The organism is Acinetobacter sp. X9 (assembly GCF_054889255.1).
Genome location: NZ_CM142679.1, coordinates 1,217,685 through 1,238,991, shown reverse-complemented (window position 1 = coordinate 1,238,991; position 21,307 = coordinate 1,217,685). Strand labels below are relative to the sequence as shown.

The following is a 21,307-nucleotide window of genomic DNA, read 5'->3' as shown; positions in this document are numbered from 1 at the left end:
ATTTTTTATGAAGGAAGAATAATCTCTGCCCTCAGACCACCTTGTTCAGCATGCATAAAACGTAACTTGCCATTATGCAATTCAATAATTTTTCGAGTAATTGAAATTCCTAACCCAGAACCTTGCTGCTGAGTACCCAGTACCCGAAAAAAACGCTGCCCTAACCGTAATAGCACTTCATCATCTACTCCATTTCCCGTGTCTTCAATAGACACCTTAATTTGCTGTTCATGCTGATTAATCTCAACATGAATAGAGCCTAGTGTCGGGCTATAACGAATGGCGTTATCAAATAAATTTCTAAAAGCAATAAACAGCAATTCTTCATTCGCATATGTTTTAGTTTCTATCGATAAAGTATTGGTCTCTATCAACATCTGTTTAGCTTTCGCGTCTAAATCTACAGTTTCAATCACTCTAGCCAGTAAGTAATTTAAATCGATAACTGTCTTAGGAAGTTCAGGCTGTTCAGCTTCATTAGGTTCTAAGCGGGCCAGAAGAAGTAAATTCTCAAGTATTTTTGTACTTCTAGAAACGTCTTCTTGTATGCGTTCAAAATCTTGATGAAGTTCTGGAAGATGTTGATATTTACGCTGCAAAACCTGAAGACGCATTTGTATGGCAGATAATGGAGAACGTAGCTCATGCGAAGCATCCGCAGTAAAACGCTGTTCAGCAACGAGAGCCCTTTGTAATCTTGCAAGCAATTGATTTAATGCATCTATAACAGGTTGAATTTCTGTAATGACATCCGGCTCTTGAATTGGCTCTAAATTTGATGCAGTTTTTTGAGCAATTCGCCTAGAAAGTAAATTTAGTGCAGCCAATTGATGCTCGGTACGCCAACTTACAATGACCCATTGCAGTAGCCAGAACAACACCATAAGGCCACTATATCCAGCAAGTGCTTTAAGTACTTCTTCAACACGCGTACTCATTGGTTGAAAAACTTCAACTTGTAGCTGAGAGTCTTCTTGTTGTGCAGTCAGACTACGCCATAATTGACCATCAAACCAAAAATACGAAAAACCTTCTGATAAGTTACCTTGTTCAAAAAGTTCATGCTGATAGGTATGAGAATGAGTAAGTACTTGGCCTGTGTTTAATAACTCATACTGAATATCAAATTCATCACTCAGCTCATCAAACTGTTTCATGGAATGTTCAGAAAGATCGGAAACCAGCAAAGTATCTGAAATTTCATCCATGATTTCATCTTGCACTGACATGTTGTGATAGATAGAAAATATGGTGAGTAAGCTTAAAGCCAGTAATCCCACCACGATACTACTCCACATCGTGGTTTTAACCAGTTGCGACTGCAAAGATGAGCGATTCGATTTCATTTTACATCTCCCATACGGTAGCCGAGCCCCCGTATGGTTTTAATACTGCTGCTTCCGATTTTTTTTCGAAGTTGATAAATAAATACTTCGATTGCGTTACTTTCAATTTCCTCGCCCCATGCATAGAGTGCTTCTTCTAATTGATCACGGGTAATAATATGCTCGGGATGCACCATAAGCTTACGCAATATTTGGAATTCTTTTGCCGTTAAATCGATAGACTTGCCTGCGCTTAATACAACTTTCGCTTGTGTATCAAGTTGTAGGTCACCCCATGTTAAAACCGATTGCTGACTCAAAGTTTGTTTGCGTAATTGAGCGCGGATGCGAGCCGATAACTCTTCTAAACTAAAAGGCTTAACCAAATAATCATTTGCGCCTAAATCTAGCCCCTCTACCCGATCATGAATGCTGTCACGTGCAGTGATAAAAATAACAGGAACATTTTTTTGTTTATGGCGGATCGTTGTTAAAACCTTTTCACCAGCCAGTTGAGGCAGCCCCCGATCAAGTAAAATACAGTCATAATCATGCTGTTCGATTGCCGTAAGTGCATAATCACCTCTTTCGACCCAATCTACCTGATAACCGTCTAACTCTAACCATGATTGAATGCTTTCAGCTTGAGAGCGATCATCTTCTGCAAGCAAAATTCTCATCTATTTTTCCTGTTATATCCTGATTTGATCTTGCCAAGCCTTTATAAAAAAAGCAAAGCCGCATGATTTAAATGCGGCTAAAAGTAGTAGATCTACAGACCTTATTCATTAGAACTGAACTTGATCTACGTCAATCTCTACGCGTTTTAAAGGTTTATAGTCAATGTCTACTTCACCAATTAAAGTCACATTTGTATTGGCTGAAATAGGGCGACCTTGCCAAAGTTCATCATCTACATCAATTGTAATGTTACCTGTCTTGTCACGGAATTGATATTTTTCATCACCTAAAGATTTTACAACCTGACCATGTAATTTGATCGGTGTATTATCTTTTGAGGTCAATGCCTGTTTTACTGTGGTGACAGTTGCCGGAGCAATTGCAGCTTGATTCACTGGTGTATTCGCCACAACTACGCCAGTAGCAGTCATACCAGCAGTTATCAACATTACTTTAAGCATATTCATATTATTACCCTCTGTTTATGGTTCCCTCTTGGGATAAAGCAATTAAATCAACCATAAATGAGGTGAATCTTAAGAAAAACTTAATTTAATGGCACAACCCGCAGGACCTCTTCTAATGTCGTAAGTCCTTCAATCACTTTACGGGCTCCTGCAATTCTTAAAGGTTCTATACCTTCTTTTTTAGTTTGAGTTCTTAAATCATTTAATGTCACATGACTACTAATAAGGTGTTTAAGCTCAAGACTGACCGGCATAAATTCGTAAATACCGACTCGCCCTTTATAGCCTGTATGACGACATTCTTCACAGCCTACCGCTTGATAAACCGTTTCAGGCATTTCCATAATGTAGTCAAAGGTTAAGTGTTCCCACTCATCCTCATTAATGTGAGTTTTTTTCTTACAGTGTGGACAAAGTTGGCGGACTAAGCGCTGCGCGAGAACACCCAAAATTGTTGCAGCTGTCAGAAATGGCTGTACACCCAAATCATGCAACCGAGTCAAACTAGACGGTGCATCATTGGTATGTAAAGTTGATAAAACCAAATGACCTGTTAATGCTGCCTGAATAGCCATATTCGCTGTATCTTGATCACGAATTTCCCCAATCATAATAATGTCAGGGTCTTGTCGCATCAGTGCACGCACGCCGTCTGCAAAGCCTAATTCAATTGCATTATTGACCTGCATTTGGTTAAAACTAGGCTCTAGCATTTCAATCGGATCTTCAATGGTACATACATTGACCTGCTCGGTTGCAAGCTGCTTTAAAGATGAATATAGCGTGGTCGTTTTACCAGAGCCTGTAGGACCTGTGACTAAAATAATGCCGTGGCTATTTTTTGTTAATTGTTGCCACTGTTGCAATAAACGCTCTTCAAAACCTAGTTGCTGAAAAGAACGCACCAGCACATCAGGATCGAAAATACGCATGACCAGTTTTTCACCAAATGCGGTTGGTAAGGTTGATAAACGTAATTCGGTTTCTTGCCCTTTAGGTGTTCGTGTTTTTAATCGGCCATCTTGCGGTTTACGTTTTTCCGCTACATTTAAACGTCCTAAAATTTTAATCCGAGAAATCACGGCGGTCAGTGTATTTGAAGGCATGTTATAAATGGTGTGCAAAACGCCATCAATCCTAAACCTGACTTTACCATTATCTTTACGCGGTTCCATGTGAATGTCACTGGCACTCTGCTCAAATGCAAACTGTAAAATCCAGTCGACTAATTTCACAATATGCTGATCATTCGCATCTGGGTTTTGACTATCACCAAGCTGCAAAAGTGCTTCAACATTTTTAGTGTCGCGGTCATGAGCCGCATCTTTTTGAGCCGAGTTTACCGCGCGACTTACCTGATAATATTCGCGCAAATAGCGTTGTAACTGTTCGGGATTAAGCAGTACCCGTTCAATTTTTTTAGGCGCTAGACTACGTTCAAGATTATTAAGCCAATCTGTTTGAAAGGGTTGATCTGTTCCAATCACGATTCGGTCAGCATGAATTTCAACAGCTAAAATATGGTTACGAATGGCAAACTCTTGTGACATGACCTGCGTTAAAGCGCTGACATCTGCCTTTAATGGATCGATCACAAATAGAGGTAGCTGAACCCGATCTGCAAACCATAAACATAATCGGTTTAAACTCAAATGCGCATGCGTGTGTTGCTGATCTTTTAAATTAAAATGTGCTATCCACTGTAATGGGTGCCACTTTAACTGGTCTTTTTGGCGGTGACTTGTCTGTACCAGTAATTTATCTCGTTCTGTTATACGGCCTTCTTGTAATAGTTGTTCTAGACACCAATATGTATCTATTTCTACATGTGCATTCATGCGTTATCCCCAATATATTTTTATAATATAGCAGAGATGTTTTATATTTAAATATCCTTTAACATCAGTTAATTAAACCAATTCTCATCTTAATATTTTTTTGTGTCACAGGTCATATTTATAGAAATATTTTCTACATAGTTTTGTCTAAAAAAGACACTATGCTCACTATAATAAAAAGAATAAACTGAACATGAATACATGATTTTAAAATGATTCAAATCTACATATAACAATAAGCAAAGAGGAAGTAATATGGAGCTTCCAATGACAATGTCATTACAAACAGTATCATTTGAAGAATTCATTACAGTCATTGCTGCGGCGCTTGGTTGTGGCTTGTTAATTGGTTTAGAACGAGAACGAAGTAAGCTTAAACATGAATATAAAACCTTTGCGGGATTTCGATCTTTTGCCATTAGTGCATTATTAGGAGCGGTCTGTTTTTTATTTGGCATTGAAATTGGAATTGTAGGTGCCTTACTCATTGGTGCCATTAGTATTGTTTCCCTCAAAAATCAACCCAATGACCCGGGCGTGACCACCGAACTCGCCTTTATTATGACTTATTTCATTGGGGCACTTTGTATTTGGAATATTTCGCTCGCTGCCGGCCTAGCTGTGATCATGACAACTATCTTAATAGCTAAGCAGTCTATGCATGGTATTGCCAGTCAGTGGATTACTGAATCGGAATTACGTGATGGTATTTTTCTACTTGCCTTACTATTAATTGCTCTGCCTTTAGTACCTAATAAGCCTTTTTGGGGACCAGTTTTAAATCCACATGTGATTTTAAAATTACTGACTTTAATCTTATTTGTGCAAGCCCTCGCTCATATAACAAAGCGACTTTTGTCATCTAAAAATGCTTTATTGCTTTCTTCTTTAGCTTCTGGATTTGTTTCTAGTACAGCAACTATTGCCAGTTTAGGTTTAGAAGTACGCTCTGGCAAAGCCAATGCAACAACAAATGCAGGTGCTGCATTGATGTCTTGCGTTTCAACACTGATTCAAACCTTAATTATTGTGATCGGTATTAGCTTTGCTTGGTTTAAGCTGATCATATTTCCTACACTTATTGCCTTAGTAGTTTTAGCAGTATGGGCCTTTATTTTATTACGTAAAGCCGAGCCCAGCACGACTTCACCCGAGCTGGACTCAAGAATGTTCAGCTTAAAAGAAGCCATTATTATTGCGGGTACACTTACCCTTATTCAAGCAGGTGTTTATGGTTTAAGTCTATCTTTAGGCGATGCGGGATTAATCGCGGGGACTTTACTTGCTTCATTATTTGAAATACATGCAGCTATAGCGGCTGTCATTGTGCAAGGCGAACCTGATAGCGCACATATGACACCTTTATTAATTGCCTTTTTAGGAGGTTTTGCAGTTCACGCTCTTGCTAAAAGTGTGAACTCTGCAATTTCGGGCGGACTACGCTATGCCCTTGCTTTCGTTCCCGCCCAACTCATTCATATGACTATTTTTATTACTTTACTTTGGCTCAACATCCACTGGTTTTAAAATATCTATTGTGTAAGCGAAGAAGTCTTAGTCTTCACCACATCAATGACGGTAACTACAAATTGATCGACCTTAAAATGAATATCAAAGTCTGAAAATTTCATTTTATAGATTCTTTCAGGGTCTTCTTGATAGGCAGGCCGAGGATCTAAAGCTAATACTTGCTCAAGCTCATCAATGTATTGCGAATCTATTTCTTTATTTTGAAGAAAATATTTTTGAGCTGTTAACGCAGTTTCATTCCAGATAACTGCCTTTCGTTCAGGTTCTGCATGCGCATAACCACTTTGAGCCTCCGCAATTGCATCAGAATATTGAATATAAGGTTTGATATCTAAAATTGGGGTGCCATTTAATAAATCACTTCCAGTGACATAGACACGCACAGACTTCCCCACTTTTTCGACTTTATTAAGTTTTACGACTGAAAGCCCGATTGGAGAAGGTCTATACATACTTCGTGTAGCAAATACTCCAATTTTTTCATTACCACCTAAACGTGGCGGACGAACCTGTGGACGGAACTTATCTGCACTGCCTTGATTTTTATTGTCATGAAACTGCCAAACTAACCAGAGATGACTAAATTGCTCAATTCCCTCAAATGCTAACAAGTCGTTATATGGTTCTACCATGTCAATATAAGACTCAATATTGACCAAATTGGGCTGGCGTGGAATACCAAATTTTTCACGATAGGGAGAGCACATGTGGCCAATGATGGGGAAGGTGACAGAATTGATCATCACTTTTTCTTATAAACACAATTAAATATATTCAGTTTATCGGGAATGAAATTAGATTAGAATAGCAATCTGTTTTCTTTTAATCGTGATCGAGACCTTTAATGGCTGCTTTTAACGTTGAACGCATTACTCATGTTCACCACTGGAATGACACTCTTTTCAGTTTTAAAACTACACGCGATACCAGCTTACGTTTTAAAAATGGTCAGTTCGTAATGATCGGACTTGAAGTGAATGGCAAACCGTTAATGCGTGCGTATTCGATTGCAAGTGCAAACTACGAAGAAGAGTTAGAATTCTTCTCAATTAAAGTACAAGACGGTCCTTTAACTTCGATTTTGCAAAAAGTACAAGTTGGTGATGAAATCTTAGTTTCTAAAAAACCAACAGGTACTTTGGTTCATGATGACCTTTTACCAGGTAAAAACTTATACCTTTTATCTTCTGGTACTGGTCTTGCTCCATTCTTATCAATTATTCGTGATCCAGAAACTTACGAACGCTTTGAAAAAGTAATCGTTGTTCATGGTACACGCTATATTTCTGAATTAGCTTATCAAGACCTTATCTTGAACGAATTACCAAACCATGAATTCTTTGAAGAGTTAGGTATTAAAGACAAGCTTGTTTACTACCCTACTGTTACTCGTGAACCTTTCCACACTCAAGGCCGTGTAACAACTGCAATTGAAACTGGCGCTTTATTTGAAAAAATCGGTTTACCACGCTTCAACCGTGAAACTGACCGTGCAATGCTTTGCGGTAGCCCTGCATTCTTAAAAGACGTTGCTGCATTACTTGACCAACACGGTTTAGTTGAATCACCTCGTATGGGTGAAATGGGCGACTACGTAATTGAACGTGCGTTTGTAGAAAAATAATTTTTTCTAGAAATAAAAAACCGAGGTAAAGTCCTCGGTTTTTTATTTCTGTTTTACAACTTAATTGTGCCATCGATACAGGTGACAGCGGTTCCACCCACTAAAATTTTATCTTGATACGATTCAAGTTGAAGCCGACCGTCTCGACCTACCGCTCCACCTTGTGAAGAAAGTACGACATCATTTTGTGCAGGAAGAATCCCATAATAACGAATAAATGAAGCTACGCTACCATTACCACTACCACAAACAGGATCTTCATTTATTCCACATGAAGGGGCAAATGAACGGACTTCTATGTGTTTTTGTTCATCATTATTTTCATGAAAACCAAAAACTGTCGCACCCGTAACTTTCATTTCTAAATCATGTTCTTTTAAAGCGGCAAAGTCTGGTTGGCTATCTAGGACAGCGTCAGCATTAACAGCTTGCAATACAATCCAGCGCGCCCCTACATCCACCAATGCAGCGTTCCATTGAGTATTAACTGCACATTTTAAAATTTCTGCTAACTTTTCAGTATGCATAGTATCTAGTGGAGTAATTTTAGGCTTAGGTAGTTCAAATGAAATATGACTTGATTCACTCACGGTCAGAGTCACCAAACCAGCACCGCACTGCTGTACCAGCTTACCTTCTTTCGCTTTAATTAGACCAGCCTCAAGCAAAGCATAGGCAGTACCAATTGTAGGATGTCCTGCAAATGGCAACTCACTTTGTGGAGTAAAAATTCGAACCTGATAGTCAGCTTGTGAATCGGTCGCAGGGAGTACAAATGTGGTTTCAGAAAGATTGGTCCAGTTCGCAATGGCTTGCATCTGCTCAGACGTTAAGGTGCTGGCGTCCATAATGACCGCAACAGGATTTCCTTTAAATGCTTGTGAAGTAAAAACATCAACTTGTTTAAATGCAACAACAGACATAGACCTCTCCTACTGATTTTGTAATTTAAAATATGGTTTTTAAGTCCTCACCATTTCTTGATCTTACTGATTTATTTTTAATGGTCACAGTATCAGTTAAGATAAAAAATAATAGACACAGTTTTTTAGTTTAGATTTGCGTTAAATGAACTAATCAAAAGCAATCACAATATTTGAGTTAAATAAAAGATCACTATAAAGTGTATCCATTGCTTTGGCTTTTTAATGAATTGACATGTACAAATATAAAAAAGTGAGTGATGACCTCACCCTGCAAATTCAAAATGGCAGGCAGCCTATTGGTTCTCGGTTGCCATCAATTCGAGATTGTGCCCAGCATTATCAGGTTAGTATTAATACCGTAAAAGAAGCTTATCGCCAGCTCGAAGATCAAGGTTTAATTTCAGTTCGTCCACAGTCTGGCTACTATGTTTGTCATGCTCCTTCAAACTTATTAGAACTCGAAGAGCGTTATGTCAGTGAAGAAAAAGTATCTCTTTCAGGAATTAGCTGTTTTCTAGCACAAATCGTTAAAAAGCAGATGGATCCTGACTATGTCAATTTAGCATTAGCTTGTCCTACAGGTGAAAACTTCTATCCAATTGAACGCTTAAAACGCTTAACTGCTCAAGTTTTACGGACGCAGCCAGACATTTTTAAAAACTATACTTTACCGCCCGGCTCTATGCGTTTACGTACACAAATTGCGAGGCGAAGTTTACAACTTGGTATGTTTCTTTCAGCAGATGATATTGTGCTGACTCACGGCACAATGGAGGCTTTGAGTCTTGCGATTATGGCAACCACACAAGCAGGTGACAGCATTGCTCTTGAGATTCCTACTTTTCATAACCTGTACCCGCTTCTTCATAATTTAGGCCGAAAAATCGTAGAAGTGCCGACTTCGCCGCATACAGGTATGTGCCTAGATGCACTTGAAGAACTCTTAAAATCTAAAAGTGTACAAGCCATATTAACCATTCCAACAGGTCACAATCCTCTCGGTTTTAGCATGCCTGAAACTAACCGTCGTCGCTTGGCAGAGTTAGCTAATCAGTTTCAAGTTCCTGTCATTGAAGATGCGATGTACGCCGAATTGCAACTAACAGAACCGCTTTTACCCAACATTAAGGCGTTTGATCAAAATGGATGGGTTTTGGTGTGTGGTAGCTATACAAAAACCGTAGCACCCGACTATCGAATTGGTTGGCTAGAAGCTGGGCGCTTTCGTAATATTGTGCAGCAACTTAAATTTACGACCACTGTTGCTGAACCGGCTTTGCTCACGGAAACTTTAGGACTTTTCTTAGAGAATGGCGGATATGATCTACATTTACGGCAGCTCAAAAAACGCTATCAACAGCAAATCGATACCATCAAATCTTATATTTGCCGTTATTTTCCACTCGGTACTCGAGTCAGTCGACCACAAGCAGGATTTATTTTATGGTTAGAGCTCCCCGAATCTATCGATACATTAGAACTGTTTCATCAGGCAATGGATGAAAAAATCTTATGTATGCCGGGAATTTTGTGTTCAGCTGATAAACGTTTTAGTCATTGTTTACGTATAGCAGCTTGTTTTGAGTTAAATCCCAAAATGTTAAATGCTTTGATGCGCTTAGGAGAGCTAGCAAAAAATATGCTGCCCGTACAAAAGGAGAATGATCAAATCCCTACTAATTCAGTAGGTTGAATCCCAAATCTGGAGTTAATAAAATAAAACCATATATTTTTTATGCCTTTTATTTTATGAAAACTGAGCTTCTCTCTCCCGCAGGTTCACTTAAAAACATGCGCTATGCTTTTGCCTATGGTGCAGATGCCGTATATGCCGGCCAACCACGTTATAGCTTACGTGTTCGTAATAATGCTTTTGATCATGACAACTTAAAAATCGGAATTGATGAAGCCCACGCTTTGGGCAAAAAGTTTTATGTTGTAGTGAATATTCAGCCACATAACAGCAAATTAAAAAACTTTATTCGTGATCTTGAACCAATTATAGCCATGCAGCCGGACGCACTCATTATGTCTGACCCGGGCTTAATCATGATGGTGAGAGAGCATTTTCCAGAAGTGCAAATTCATCTATCTGTTCAAGCCAACGCTATTAATTGGGCCACTGTTAAGTTTTGGAAAGATTACGGTTTAAGCCGAGTCATTTTATCTCGTGAGTTATCATTAGAAGAAATAGAAGAAATCCAGCAACACGTACCCGATATTGAACTCGAAGTTTTTGTACATGGTGCTCTATGCATGGCCTACTCAGGCCGCTGCTTACTTTCCGGATATATGAACAAGCGTGATGCCAATCAAGGTGCTTGTACCAATGCTTGCCGTTGGGACTATAAACTGCATGAAACCCAAGAAGATGCAAATGGAGATGTGATTCCAGTCACTCAGCTAAATACATCAGAAAAGTCTTGCTGTTCATCAGCACAATTAGAAACAACCTCGGCTCAAACGCTGCTGGTACAACGCAATGATGAAGAAATGTTTGCGGCTGAAGAAGATGAACACGGCACCTATTTTATGAACTCTAAAGATTTACGTGCGGTACAACATGTAGATCGTTTAACCAAAATGGGCATCGCCTCACTAAAAATTGAAGGCCGTACTAAATCCTATTTTTACTGTGCCCGTACCGCCCAAATTTATCGAAAAGCTATTGATGATGCTTTAGCAGGCAAACCATTTGACCCAAGCTTAATCAACCAACTCGAAGGTTTGGCAAACCGTGGTTATACCGAAGGCTTTTTGAGACGTCATGTGCATAGCGAATATCAAAACTATGCTGATGGTTCATCGCATTTCGACTACCAACAATTTTGTGGAGAGGTTTTAGAACGTCACGGCGATTATATTCGCATTGAAGTTAAAAACCGTTTTGTGGTGGGCGACTCACTTGAGCTGATGACGCCTCAAGGTAATATCACCTTTACTTTAACCGAAATGCGCGATTTAAAAGGTAACCCAATTACCGATGCTAAAGGTTCGGGGCATTTTGTTGAGATTCCACTTTCACAAGATGTTGATGTTAGTTATGCCCTACTCATACGCAATTTGCCGCATGCTAAGGAAAACATTACTGCCTCTACCTTAGCTTATTCAGCGAGTTAAATATGGCGCTTTTGATTACAAGTGACTGCATCAATTGTGATATGTGCTTACCAGAATGCCCGAACATCGCCATTTTTGAAGGCAACAAAGTTTATGAAATTGATCCACACCGTTGTACCGAATGTGTAGGCTTTTATGATGCGCCTACGTGTAAGGCGGTTTGCCCTATCGATTGCATAAAACCAGACCCTGCACATATTGAAAATAAAGAGCAACTGCTAGAGAAATTTAAGGATTTAAATATACTCGGCGAATCTATCTCTTAAAAAGTCTATCGAGGATCAGGCTAAGGTGGCTGATCCTCTTAAATGACTATACAGATCAATGATTAAATAAATGAATAAATAGCTTAAGCCACTTTGCTAATGATAAAATCAAATGATCAGTTCAGTTTGTTTTACTGGTATTTTTGTACCCCAAAAATTGCACAATCGTTAAAACTGGTCTAACCATTTCAACATTTCATATAGATTGATTAAAACTCTTTCTGGCGTAGCTCCCCATGTCTTATCTTTATTTAGCAATTGCGATTGCTTGTGAAGTCGTTGCAACTTCAGCCTTAAAAGCATCTCAAGGTTTTACTGTTCCCATTCCATCCATTATTACAGTTGTGGGCTATGCGATCGCTTTTTATTTATTGTCCCTTACACTAAAAACGATTCCGATCGGAATTGCATATGCCATTTGGTCGGGCGCGGGTATTATTTTAATTTCTGCAATTGGCTGGATATTTTACAAACAGCATTTAGACTTGGCGGCCTGTATTGGTCTTACTTTAATGATTGCAGGTATTATCATTATTAATGTGTTTTCTAAAAATACCCATTTATAAAAATATAATTAAAAAGCAACCGAGTAAGATGCAAATCCTTGTTTAAAAAATTTCACCTTACTCGGTATGAATAGCTTATTTCAAACTGCCCGTCAAAAATTGCTTTAAACGCTCACTTTTCGGGTTATTGAGTACTTCATCAGGATGGCCCTGCTCCTCAATTTTTCCTTGATGCAAAAAAATCACTTGATTAGATACATGACGTGCAAAGCCCATTTCATGTGTCACCACAATCATGGTACGTCCTTCTTCAGCCAAGCCCTGCATTACTTTTAGTACTTCACCCACCAGCTCTGGATCAAGCGCGCTGGTTGGTTCATCGAACAACATAACTTCCGGTTCCATAGCCAAAGCACGAGCAATTGCTACACGTTGTTGCTGACCACCAGATAAAAATGCCGGATATTTACTTTCAACGCTTTCAGGTAATCCCACTTTACGTAGATATTTGCGCGCACGTTCTTCCGCTTCAGCACGTTTAACTCCAAGTACATGGATTGGCCCCTCAATGACATTTTCCAGTACTGTCATGTGAGACCATAAATTAAAGTGCTGAAATACCATCATCAGCTGGGTACGCATTTTTTGTAGTTGCTTTGGTTCAACCACTTTTAAATTGCCTTTTTTATCAAAGACCGTGCGTAATTTTTCACCATTGAGCTTAATCGTGCCATTGCTCGGTTGTTCTAAAAAGTTGATACAACGCAGCAAGGTACTTTTACCTGAACCGGATGAACCAATAATACTAATCACATCGCCAGCATTTGCATCAAGTGATATTCCTTTCAGTACTTCATGATCGCCAAATGTTTTGTGTAAATCACGAATCACTAGTTTTGCAACGTGTTCCATTTATGTCTCCTAATGATTCGATGGCTTTAAAAATGCCAACCAACGTTTTTCCAACTTACGAAATATCCAAATCAAAATAAATGCCAACATCGCATATAACACCGCGGCAATCCCAAAAGCATTGAAAGTGTCATAAGTTGCCGCATTTACATCACGCGCAATTTTTAAAATATCTGGAACAGTTGCTGTAAATGCAATGGTTGTCGCATGCAACATCAAAATGACTTCGTTACCGTAAAATGGCAAAGCACGGCGTAACATCGACGGAATGATAATACGTGTGTAGAGTTTCCATTTTGACATACCGAAAGCTTGTGCAACCTCAATCTCGCCATGTGGAATAGAACGAATCGCCCCAGCGAAGATTTCAGTGGTATATGCACCAGTATTGAGCGCGAATGCCAAAATGGTGCAATTTATGCCCTCTCGAAAAAAAGCATCAAGAGTCTGGTGTTCATGGATGTAATCAAAGCTGTAAATACCTGAATAAATAATCAGCAGTTGGATGTAAAGTGGTGTGCCACGGAAAACATAGGTATATAACCAAACTGGGCCACGCAACCAAAGGTTTTCCGATACACGTGCAAGTGATAAGGGCACAGCGAGAACAAAACCAATGCCAATAGAAAGCACCAATAACCAAGCAGTCATCGCCACTCCGGTCATTTGTAAACCATCGGTCCAAAGGTATGCCTGCCAATATTGTTGAAGGATTTCAATCATAATTGTCCCTTCCTTACACCAGCAGAATAACGACGTTCAAGCCACATTAAAATCAGATTCGACACTGTGGTAATTGCCAAATAGATCGCAGCAGCTACGATGCTAAAAAAGAACAGTTGCATGGTACTTCTACCTGCATCTTGAGTAATTTTTACAATGTCAGTCAGGCCAATAATAGAAACTAGTGCTGTCGCCTTAATTAAAACTTGCCAGTTATTACCAATACCAGGCAGCGCAAAACGCATCATTTGAGGGAATAACACTCGGTGAAAAACCTGCCAGGGCGACATACCATAAGCCATTGCTGCTTCAATTTGGCCTTTTGGAACCGATTGAAATGCACCACGAAAGGTCTCGGTAAAATATGCACCATAAATGAACGCTAAAGTAATCACACCCGCCACAAATGGGTTGATATCAATTTGGTCCATTTGCAGTGCTTCAGTAATTTGGTTGAGACCCAACTGCAAGCTATAAAATAATAGCAGCATAATCACCAAGTCAGGTACACTTCGAATTAGCGTAGTGTAAGCGGTTGCTATATAACGTAAAATTTTAATACTAGAGAGTTTTGAGCTCGCACCAATTAAGCCAATAATCACAGAAAGTAAAAGTGACAACAACGCAAGCTGTATGGTCATCCATGTCCCGCTGAGCAGGAGTGGCCCAAAGCCAGAAAAAAACATGACTCATCTTCTCCTTAAAAACAATATCTAATATTGATGAGATGAGAATAGATCTAAAAATGTCGGCTTAAAGCCGACATTTTTCACATCATTAGTAAATGCTAAAGGAGAAATATTTTTTCTCGAGTTTTTTGTATGTACCATCTGCAATGATTGCAGCGAGTGCTTTATTAATATTGGCTTTTAAATCCGCATCTTCTTTGCGTAAACCAATAGCTGCGCCTACACCTAGTGTTTTTGCATCAACCACATTACCACCAGCAAAACTGAAGTTTTTACCTTTTGGTTGTTTTAAGAAAGCGCCATCAACCATAATTGCATCTTGTAAAGTTGCATCCAAGCGACCTGACATCATGTCTTGATAAATCAAATCTTGGACTGGATAAGGTACAACCGTTACACCTTTTGGCGCCCAATAGGTTTTAGCATAAGTTTCTTGAATTGTGCCCTGTTGTACACCGACACGTTTACCTTTCAAAGAGGCAGCGGTAGGTAATAAAGGCGAGCCTTTTTTTGCAACCATACGGGTTGGTGTATTGTAGATTTTGCTACTAAATGCAATTTGTTTTGCACGCTCATCAGTAACGGTCATTGATGAAAGAATGCCATCAAATTTTTTCGCTTTAAGTGCTGGAATCATCCCATCAAAAGAGTTTTCAACCCAAACACATTTGGCTTTGAGTTTTGCACAAATTGCATTACCCAAATCAACATCAAAACCAGTTAACTTGCCATCTGGTGTTTTATATTCAAACGGCGCATAAGACGACTCAGTACCAAAACGAATCACCTTCCAATCCTTTGCTTGAACATTCGTCGCAACAGCAGCCAAAACTAGGGTTGTTGAAACGAACATTTTTTTCATAAAGCTTGCCATCTTGAAGCTTCTCCTTAAAATCCTAATAAGGTGATAAAAACTTGAGCAATTTCTAAATTACTCTTCTGCCGAAAGAATTGCAATTTCTATACCAGTAAATTAAGGATTTATGAAGGTGTCTGAATAATGGATTGTATTAACTGTTTAAATATTGAAAAATCACTCAAATTTTAAGTTAGTTTTTGAGTGTGTAAGCTTCAGCAATATTATGCTGCTCGACCAAAGTACGAATTGTATATTCATGACCAGTTTCTTTATCACAGGCAAATTCACATTTTTGATCTAAGGACATTGAGCAACCACTCAGCAATGGACAACCTGCAAACAATTCGGCGACCCAATCTACAAACACTTTTACTTTAAGCGATAAATGACGATTTTGAAGATAAACTGCTGAAATGGGCATTGGCGCCGGCGTCCACTGAGGCAATACCTCTTTTAACAAACCCGATTCTAAATGGTTGGTGAGCATATAACGTGGACCTTGAATTATACCGAAACCCTGCAAAGCTAAGTCGATATAAGCATCACCGTCATTTACAGAAACACGTCCACGTACTGACACACTTTTAATTAAATCATCAACCACAAAGTCCCAATCAAAGTTGCGTCCGGTACGGCTTGAAAAGAAGTGAATCGCTTTATGATTTTTCTGTAAATCTTCAATTGAAGTGGGCTCGCCATATTTTTCTAAATAAATCGGTGAAGCAGCTGTTGCACACTGGAAAGTTCCAATACGACGCGCAATTAAGCTTGAATCTTTTAATTCACCGACCCGAATTGCACAATCGACGGCCTCTCCCACCAAGTCTACAGGTCGGTCATTCAAGCCAATTACTAAATCAATATCTGGATAGCGTGCATGGAAATCGCGCAGCCTTGGAATTAAAATCAAACGTCCAATCGATACAGGCACATCAATACGAAGCTGACCTCTTGGTCCCCGCTCTGCATCATGAAAGGAAGATTCAATATCAGAGACATCCGCTAAAATGCGGGCTGTCCGATCATAATATACAGCACCATCCGGTGTGAGACTGATTTTTCGTGTCGTACGATTCAACAGACGAACTTGTAAATGTTTCTCTAAAGCTTGAATGGTTGTCGTCACAGAAGCACGCGGTAGGCCTAAACTGTCAGCAGCTAAACTGAAACTATTTGTTTCAACAACTTTGTTAAATACTTTCATCGCATGAAATAGATCCACACGCACACTCCTATCAATCAATGCATTTTTTAATCAAATGCACCAATTGTTATAAAAATACGAATAGTGTTATCGAATTTAATATATTTATTCGTGATTGACAAACTTTTATGCTCCGTCCATCCCATAAACCCTGTTTCTCCCATACGGACCACAACTAAAAGTCTGAAAACAGGTATCCAAATAACTAGGAGCACCTCATGTCATTTTCCCGCAAACAGTTCGCACTGTCTGCCATCTTTGTTGCCCTTTTAGCAACAGGAGGCAGTTTTATGTTTTTACATGAAAATGCCGATGCAAAAGCTGCACCGACCTCTGCCCAACAAGCTGCAACTGTTGATATTTCTAATGTCATTAGCAAAACCATTACCGACTGGCAAGAATACTCCGGTCGTTTAGAAGCCATTGATCAAGTCGATATTCGACCCCAAGTTTCCGGCAAACTCATTGCCGTTCACTTCAAAGATGGCAGTCTCGTAAAAAAAGGCGACTTACTTTTTACCATTGATCCACGGCCTTTCGAGGCAGAACTGAATCGTGCCCAAGCTCAACTCGCTTCAGCTGAAGCACAAGTCACTTATACGGGTTCTAATCTTTCTCGTATTCAACGTTTAATTCAAAGTAATGCTGTCTCACGTCAAGAGCTAGATTTAGCTCAAAATGATGCACGCTCAGCCAGTGCCAACCTACAAGCCGCTAGAGCAGCAGTTCAATCTGCCCGCTTAAATCTAGAGTACACCCGCATTACTGCGCCTGTCAGCGGTCGAATTTCCCGTGCCGAGGTGACCGTCGGCAATGTAGTTTCTGCAGGTAACGGAGCACAGGTTTTAACAAGTTTAGTATCTGTATCTCGCCTTTATGCATCTTTCGATGTTGATGAACAAACCTACCTGAAATACATCAGTAACCAGCGTAATTCTGCACAAGTTCCTGTTTATATGGGACTTGCCAACGAAACTGGTTTCTCTCGTGAAGGTACCATCAACTCAATTGACAATAACCTAGATGCAACCTCAGGCACGATTCGTGTTCGTGCGACTTTTGATAATCCAAACGGAGTTTTATTACCGGGCCTATATGCACGAATCCGTTTAGGCGGTGGTCAACCTCGTTCAGCAATTCTGATTAGCCCAACCGCAGTTGGGGTCGATCAAGATAAACGCTTTGTCGTAGTAGTTGATGCTAAAAATCAGACAGCCTACCGTGAAGTAAAACTCGGTGCGCAACAAGATGGTTTGCAAATCGTGAATAGCGGATTACAAGCGGGTGATCGTATTGTGGTGAACGGTTTACAGCGAATTCGTCCGGGTGACCCTGTGACCCCACACCTCGTTCCTATGCCAAATTCACAAATCACTGCTAGCAGTACTACTCCTCAACCTCAGCCAACAGATAAAACATCAACTACGGCAAAAGGTTAATCACATATGAATATTTCTAAATTTTTTATTGATCGGCCGATCTTTGCTGGTGTGTTATCAGTACTGATTTTACTTGCCGGTTTACTGTCGGTATTTAAATTACCGATTTCAGAATATCCGGAAGTTGTTCCACCATCTGTGGTGGTACGTGCTCAATATCCGGGTGCAAACCCTAAAGTGATTGCTGAAACCGTTGCCTCTCCGCTTGAAGAATCAATCAACGGCGTCGAAGACATGCTGTATATGCAATCTCAAGCAAACAGCGACGGTAACTTAACCATTACAGTGAACTTTAAGCTCGGTATCGACCCAGACAAAGCGCAACAACTGGTTCAAAACCGTGTGTCTCAGGCCATGCCCCGTTTACCTGAAGATGTACAGCGCTTAGGTGTCACCACTTTAAAAAGCTCACCGACTTTAACCATGGTAGTGCATCTGACCTCACCAGATAGTCGCTATGACATGACCTACTTACGTAACTATGCAGTATTGAACGTAAAAGACCGTTTGGCTCGCTTACAAGGTGTAGGTGAAGTCGGATTATTTGGTTCTGGTGACTACGCGATGCGTGTATGGCTCGACCCGCAAAAAGTAGCACAGCGCAACCTCACCGCGACCGAAATTGTGAATGCAATCCGTGAACAAAACATTCAGGTTGCAGCGGGTACAATCGGTGCATCACCAAGTAATTCACCTTTACAGCTTTCAGTCAATGCTCAAGGCCGCTTAACGACTGAGCAAGAATTCGCAGATATCATTTTAAAAACTGCACCCGACGGCGCGGTTACCCGATTGGGTGATGTTGCTCGTGTTGAACTCGCAGCTTCACAATATGGCTTACGTTCATTACTCGATAATAAACAAGCAGTCGCGATTCCAATTTTCCAAGCTCCGGGTGCTAATGCTTTACAAGTTTCCGATCAAGTGCGTAGCACGATGAAGGAGCTTTCAAAAGATTTCCCATCTTCAATTAAATACGACATTGTTTATGACCCGACTCAATTCGTACGTGCCAGTATTAAAGCAGTAGTTCATACCTTACTTGAAGCAATTGCACTGGTTGTTGTGGTTGTTATTTTATTCTTACAAACATGGCGTGCCTCAATCATTCCATTACTTGCTGTACCGGTTTCAATTATTGGTACATTCGCGCTCATGCTCGCTTTTGGTTACTCAATCAATGCGCTATCACTGTTCGGGATGGTACTTGCCATCGGCATTGTGGTCGATGATGCCATTGTGGTCGTCGAAAATGTCGAGAGGAATATTGAAGCAGGTTTAAGCCCAAGAGATGCAACTTATCGCGCCATGCGAGAAGTGAGCGGACCGATTATTGCCATTGCTTTAACGCTGGTTGCCGTGTTCGTTCCACTTGCCTTTATGACAGGCTTAACAGGGCAATTTTATAAACAATTTGCCATGACGATTGCCATTTCAACGGTCATTTCGGCATTTAACTCCCTTACCCTATCTCCTGCTTTGGCAGCCATGTTACTAAAAGGACATGATGCTAAACCTGATGCATTAACACGCATTATGAACCGTCTATTTGGACGTTTCTTTGCGCTGTTTAACCGTGTATTTACACGTGCGTCAGACAACTATGGTAAAGGTGTAAGTCGTGTCATTTCCCATAAAGCATCAGCAATGGGTGTCTATGCAGCACTGTTAGGCTTAACCGTTGGAATTTCTTATATTGTTCCAGGTGGCTTCGTGCCCGCTCAAGACAAGCAATACTTGATTAGCTTTGCTCAACTACCAAATGGCGCTTCATTAGATCGTACTGAAGCGGTGATTCGTAAAATGAGTGACACTGCACTTAAACAGCCTGGTGTAGAAAGTGCCGTTGCCTTCCCTGGCCTCTCAATTAATGGTTTCACTAATAGCTCTAGCGCAGGTATTGTCTTTGTGACTTTAAAGCCATTCGACGAACGTAAGGCTAAAGACTTATCTGCAAATGCAATTGCTGGTGCTCTTAACCAGAAATATTCAGCTATTCAAGATGCATATATTGCAGTTTTCCCACCACCACCAGTGATGGGCTTAGGGACCATGGGTGGCTTTAAACTACAACTTGAAGACAGAGGTGCCTTAGGCTATTCAGCCTTGAATGATGCTGCACAAAATTTTATGAAAGCAGCACAATCAGCCCCTGAACTTGGTCCAATGTTCTCAAGTTATCAAATTAACGTACCTCAACTAAATGTAAATCTGGACCGTGTTAAAGCCAAGCAACAAGGTGTTGCCGTGACAGATGTTTTCAACACCATGCAGATTTATTTAGGGTCTCAGTACGTTAACGACTTTAACCGCTTTGGACGTGTTTATCAGGTTCGTGCGCAAGCCGATGCGCCTTTCCGTGCTAACCCTGAAGATATTTTGCAGCTTAAAACCCGAAACAGTGCCGGACAAATGGTGCCGTTATCTTCATTGGTAAATGTAACTCAAACCTATGGTCCTGAAATGGTCGTTCGTTATAACGGCTATACCTCAGCAGATATTAACGGCGGCCCTGCACCAGGTTATTCATCTAGCCAAGCAGAAGCTGCGGTTGAACGTATTGCTGCACAGACTCTACCGCGTGGTATCAAGTTTGAATGGACAGATTTAACTTATCAAAAAATCTTGGCTGGTAATGCAGGACTCTGGGTATTCCCAATTAGTGTCTTACTGGTGTTCTTAGTTTTAGCTGCTCAATATGAAAGTCTAACTTTGCCTTTAGCTGTAATTTTAATTGTACCGATGGGAATCTTGGCGGCTCTAACAGGTGTTTGGCTGACAGGTGGAGATAACAACATCTTTACCCAAATTGGTCTGATGGTACTGGTCGGACTGGCCTGCAAAAATGCCATCTTAATTGTCGAGTTTGCACGGGAACTTGAAATGCAAGGTGCGACTGCATTCAAAGCTGCTGTTGAAGCAAGTCGTCTACGTTTACGCCCAATTTTAATGACTTCTATTGCATTCATTATGGGTGTTGTACCGCTTGTTACCTCAACTGGTGCAGGGTCTGAAATGCGTCATGCCATGGGCATTGCAGTGTTCTTCGGCATGATCGGTGTAACGTTGTTTGGTTTGTTCCTGACCCCTGCCTTTTATGTCCTGATTCGTACACTGAACAGCAAACATAAATTGCATTCGGCAGCAGTTCATGAAGCACCTTTATCTACCCCACATGATCATTAAGGAGGACATTTG

19 protein-coding genes are annotated in these 21,307 nt (G+C 40.3%); 8 read left to right on the top strand and 11 right to left on the bottom strand.

Annotated features, from left to right (window positions below; all coding sequences use genetic code 11):
- Nucleotides 1–5: 5 nt before the first annotated feature.
- From ACYU0V_RS05865 to ACYU0V_RS05850, 4 genes are all read right to left on the bottom strand, one after another.
- Nucleotides 6–1,346, bottom strand: coding sequence for an ATP-binding protein (locus ACYU0V_RS05865; RefSeq protein WP_461849382.1), 1,341 nt, complete (start codon nucleotides 1,344–1,346; stop codon nucleotides 6–8).
- Nucleotides 1,343–2,005 (bottom strand): response regulator transcription factor, encoded by a 663-nt coding sequence (locus ACYU0V_RS05860; RefSeq protein WP_014207221.1) that lies wholly within the window; start codon nucleotides 2,003–2,005, stop codon nucleotides 1,343–1,345. Before ACYU0V_RS05860 ends, ACYU0V_RS05865 begins: the two co-directional genes overlap by 4 nt.
- 108 nt (nucleotides 2,006–2,113) lie before the next feature.
- Nucleotides 2,114–2,473, bottom strand: a complete 360-nt coding sequence (locus ACYU0V_RS05855) for a NirD/YgiW/YdeI family stress tolerance protein (protein WP_206223724.1) — start codon at nucleotides 2,471–2,473, stop codon at nucleotides 2,114–2,116.
- An 80-nt stretch (nucleotides 2,474–2,553) separates the two neighbouring features.
- Entirely contained in the window at nucleotides 2,554–4,311 is a 1,758-nt protein-coding gene (locus ACYU0V_RS05850) for a type IV pilus assembly ATPase TfpB (protein ID WP_039758901.1), read from the bottom strand.
- A 255-nt stretch (nucleotides 4,312–4,566) separates the two neighbouring features.
- Between ACYU0V_RS05850 and ACYU0V_RS05845 the strand changes: the two genes are divergently transcribed.
- Nucleotides 4,567–5,838 (top strand): MgtC/SapB family protein, encoded by a 1,272-nt coding sequence (locus ACYU0V_RS05845; protein WP_461849379.1) that lies wholly within the window; start codon nucleotides 4,567–4,569, stop codon nucleotides 5,836–5,838.
- A gap of 5 nt (nucleotides 5,839–5,843) precedes the next feature.
- On the opposite strand, the gene tsaA is transcribed toward ACYU0V_RS05845, so the two are convergent.
- On the bottom strand, nucleotides 5,844–6,584 hold the full coding sequence (gene tsaA, locus ACYU0V_RS05840) for a tRNA (N6-threonylcarbamoyladenosine(37)-N6)-methyltransferase TrmO (protein ID WP_005803649.1): 741 nt from the start codon (nucleotides 6,582–6,584) through the stop codon (nucleotides 5,844–5,846).
- A gap of 101 nt (nucleotides 6,585–6,685) precedes the next feature.
- Between tsaA and ACYU0V_RS05835 the strand changes: the two genes are divergently transcribed.
- A complete protein-coding gene (locus ACYU0V_RS05835; RefSeq protein ID WP_002118187.1) occupies nucleotides 6,686–7,465 on the top strand; it encodes a ferredoxin--NADP reductase in 780 nt (259 codons plus the stop codon).
- A 53-nt stretch (nucleotides 7,466–7,518) separates the two neighbouring features.
- Here the strand turns inward: ACYU0V_RS05835 and ACYU0V_RS05830 are convergent, their stop codons facing one another.
- A complete protein-coding gene (locus ACYU0V_RS05830) occupies nucleotides 7,519–8,388 on the bottom strand; it encodes a PhzF family phenazine biosynthesis protein (protein ID WP_461849376.1) in 870 nt (289 codons plus the stop codon).
- A gap of 229 nt (nucleotides 8,389–8,617) precedes the next feature.
- Between ACYU0V_RS05830 and ACYU0V_RS05825 the strand changes: the two genes are divergently transcribed.
- From ACYU0V_RS05825 to abeS, 4 genes are all read left to right on the top strand, one after another.
- On the top strand, nucleotides 8,618–10,084 hold the full coding sequence (locus tag ACYU0V_RS05825; RefSeq protein ID WP_461849911.1) for an aminotransferase-like domain-containing protein: 1,467 nt from the start codon (nucleotides 8,618–8,620) through the stop codon (nucleotides 10,082–10,084).
- A gap of 56 nt (nucleotides 10,085–10,140) precedes the next feature.
- Complete coding sequence (gene trhP, locus ACYU0V_RS05820; RefSeq protein ID WP_461849374.1) at nucleotides 10,141–11,511, top strand: prephenate-dependent tRNA uridine(34) hydroxylase TrhP; 1,371 nt, start codon at nucleotides 10,141–10,143, stop codon at nucleotides 11,509–11,511.
- 2 nt (nucleotides 11,512–11,513) lie between these two features.
- Nucleotides 11,514–11,777 carry a YfhL family 4Fe-4S dicluster ferredoxin gene (locus ACYU0V_RS05815; protein ID WP_057062033.1) on the top strand — a complete coding sequence of 88 codons (264 nt, stop codon included), beginning with the start codon at nucleotides 11,514–11,516 and terminating at the stop codon, nucleotides 11,775–11,777.
- 236 nt (nucleotides 11,778–12,013) lie between these two features.
- A complete protein-coding gene (gene abeS / locus ACYU0V_RS05810) occupies nucleotides 12,014–12,343 on the top strand; it encodes a multidrug efflux SMR transporter AbeS (protein WP_104074903.1) in 330 nt (109 codons plus the stop codon).
- Nucleotides 12,344–12,418: 75 nt separating this feature from the next.
- On the opposite strand, the gene ACYU0V_RS05805 is transcribed toward abeS, so the two are convergent.
- The 5 genes from ACYU0V_RS05805 to adeL form a co-directional block, all read right to left on the bottom strand.
- Nucleotides 12,419–13,195 carry an ABC transporter ATP-binding protein gene (locus ACYU0V_RS05805; RefSeq protein WP_016145905.1) on the bottom strand — a complete coding sequence of 259 codons (777 nt, stop codon included), beginning with the start codon at nucleotides 13,193–13,195 and terminating at the stop codon, nucleotides 12,419–12,421.
- A 9-nt stretch (nucleotides 13,196–13,204) separates the two neighbouring features.
- Nucleotides 13,205–13,918: an ABC transporter permease gene (locus ACYU0V_RS05800; protein ID WP_461849372.1), complete on the bottom strand. Its 714-nt coding sequence runs from the start codon at nucleotides 13,916–13,918 to the stop codon at nucleotides 13,205–13,207.
- The gene (locus ACYU0V_RS05795) at nucleotides 13,915–14,604 is read right to left on the bottom strand and encodes an ABC transporter permease (protein ID WP_005068247.1); all 690 of its coding nucleotides are present in this window, start codon (nucleotides 14,602–14,604) and stop codon (nucleotides 13,915–13,917) included. The genes ACYU0V_RS05800 and ACYU0V_RS05795 overlap by 4 nt, the downstream gene beginning before the upstream one ends.
- Nucleotides 14,605–14,695: 91 nt before the next feature.
- Nucleotides 14,696–15,481 carry an ABC transporter substrate-binding protein gene (locus tag ACYU0V_RS05790; protein ID WP_014207231.1) on the bottom strand — a complete coding sequence of 262 codons (786 nt, stop codon included), beginning with the start codon at nucleotides 15,479–15,481 and terminating at the stop codon, nucleotides 14,696–14,698.
- A 175-nt stretch (nucleotides 15,482–15,656) separates the two neighbouring features.
- Nucleotides 15,657–16,688, bottom strand: a complete 1,032-nt coding sequence (adeL, locus tag ACYU0V_RS05785; RefSeq protein ID WP_014207232.1) for a multidrug efflux transcriptional repressor AdeL — start codon at nucleotides 16,686–16,688, stop codon at nucleotides 15,657–15,659.
- A 200-nt stretch (nucleotides 16,689–16,888) separates the two neighbouring features.
- On the opposite strand from adeL, the gene adeF reads away from it, so the two are divergent.
- Nucleotides 16,889–18,109, top strand: coding sequence for a multidrug efflux RND transporter periplasmic adaptor subunit AdeF (gene adeF, locus ACYU0V_RS05780; RefSeq protein WP_461849370.1), 1,221 nt, complete (start codon nucleotides 16,889–16,891; stop codon nucleotides 18,107–18,109).
- A gap of 6 nt (nucleotides 18,110–18,115) precedes the next feature.
- Nucleotides 18,116–21,295: a multidrug efflux RND transporter permease subunit AdeG gene (gene adeG / locus ACYU0V_RS05775; protein WP_461849368.1), complete on the top strand. Its 3,180-nt coding sequence runs from the start codon at nucleotides 18,116–18,118 to the stop codon at nucleotides 21,293–21,295.
- The last annotated feature ends 12 nt before the right edge of the window (nucleotides 21,296–21,307 follow it).

What these genes read in the sequence shown, in the direction of transcription:
- ACYU0V_RS05865 (WP_461849382.1), bottom strand. Translation starts at nt 1,346, where the DNA reads ATGAAATCGAATCGCTCATCTTTGCAGTCGCAACTGGTTAAAACCACG.
- ACYU0V_RS05860 (WP_014207221.1), bottom strand. Translation starts at nt 2,005, where the DNA reads ATGAGAATTTTGCTTGCAGAAGATGATCGCTCTCAAGCTGAAAGCATT.
- ACYU0V_RS05855 (WP_206223724.1), bottom strand. Translation starts at nt 2,473, where the DNA reads ATGAATATGCTTAAAGTAATGTTGATAACTGCTGGTATGACTGCTACT.
- ACYU0V_RS05850 (WP_039758901.1), bottom strand. Translation starts at nt 4,311, where the DNA reads ATGAATGCACATGTAGAAATAGATACATATTGGTGTCTAGAACAACTA.
- ACYU0V_RS05845 (WP_461849379.1), top strand. Translation starts at nt 4,567, where the DNA reads ATGGAGCTTCCAATGACAATGTCATTACAAACAGTATCATTTGAAGAA.
- tsaA (WP_005803649.1), bottom strand. Translation starts at nt 6,584, where the DNA reads ATGATCAATTCTGTCACCTTCCCCATCATTGGCCACATGTGCTCTCCC.
- ACYU0V_RS05835 (WP_002118187.1), top strand. Translation starts at nt 6,686, where the DNA reads ATGGCTGCTTTTAACGTTGAACGCATTACTCATGTTCACCACTGGAAT.
- ACYU0V_RS05830 (WP_461849376.1), bottom strand. Translation starts at nt 8,388, where the DNA reads ATGTCTGTTGTTGCATTTAAACAAGTTGATGTTTTTACTTCACAAGCA.
- trhP (WP_461849374.1), top strand. Translation starts at nt 10,141, where the DNA reads ATGAAAACTGAGCTTCTCTCTCCCGCAGGTTCACTTAAAAACATGCGC.
- ACYU0V_RS05815 (WP_057062033.1), top strand. Translation starts at nt 11,514, where the DNA reads ATGGCGCTTTTGATTACAAGTGACTGCATCAATTGTGATATGTGCTTA.
- abeS (WP_104074903.1), top strand. Translation starts at nt 12,014, where the DNA reads ATGTCTTATCTTTATTTAGCAATTGCGATTGCTTGTGAAGTCGTTGCA.
- ACYU0V_RS05805 (WP_016145905.1), bottom strand. Translation starts at nt 13,195, where the DNA reads ATGGAACACGTTGCAAAACTAGTGATTCGTGATTTACACAAAACATTT.
- ACYU0V_RS05800 (WP_461849372.1), bottom strand. Translation starts at nt 13,918, where the DNA reads ATGATTGAAATCCTTCAACAATATTGGCAGGCATACCTTTGGACCGAT.
- ACYU0V_RS05795 (WP_005068247.1), bottom strand. Translation starts at nt 14,604, where the DNA reads ATGTTTTTTTCTGGCTTTGGGCCACTCCTGCTCAGCGGGACATGGATG.
- ACYU0V_RS05790 (WP_014207231.1), bottom strand. Translation starts at nt 15,481, where the DNA reads ATGGCAAGCTTTATGAAAAAAATGTTCGTTTCAACAACCCTAGTTTTG.
- adeF (WP_461849370.1), top strand. Translation starts at nt 16,889, where the DNA reads ATGTCATTTTCCCGCAAACAGTTCGCACTGTCTGCCATCTTTGTTGCC.
- adeG (WP_461849368.1), top strand. Translation starts at nt 18,116, where the DNA reads ATGAATATTTCTAAATTTTTTATTGATCGGCCGATCTTTGCTGGTGTG.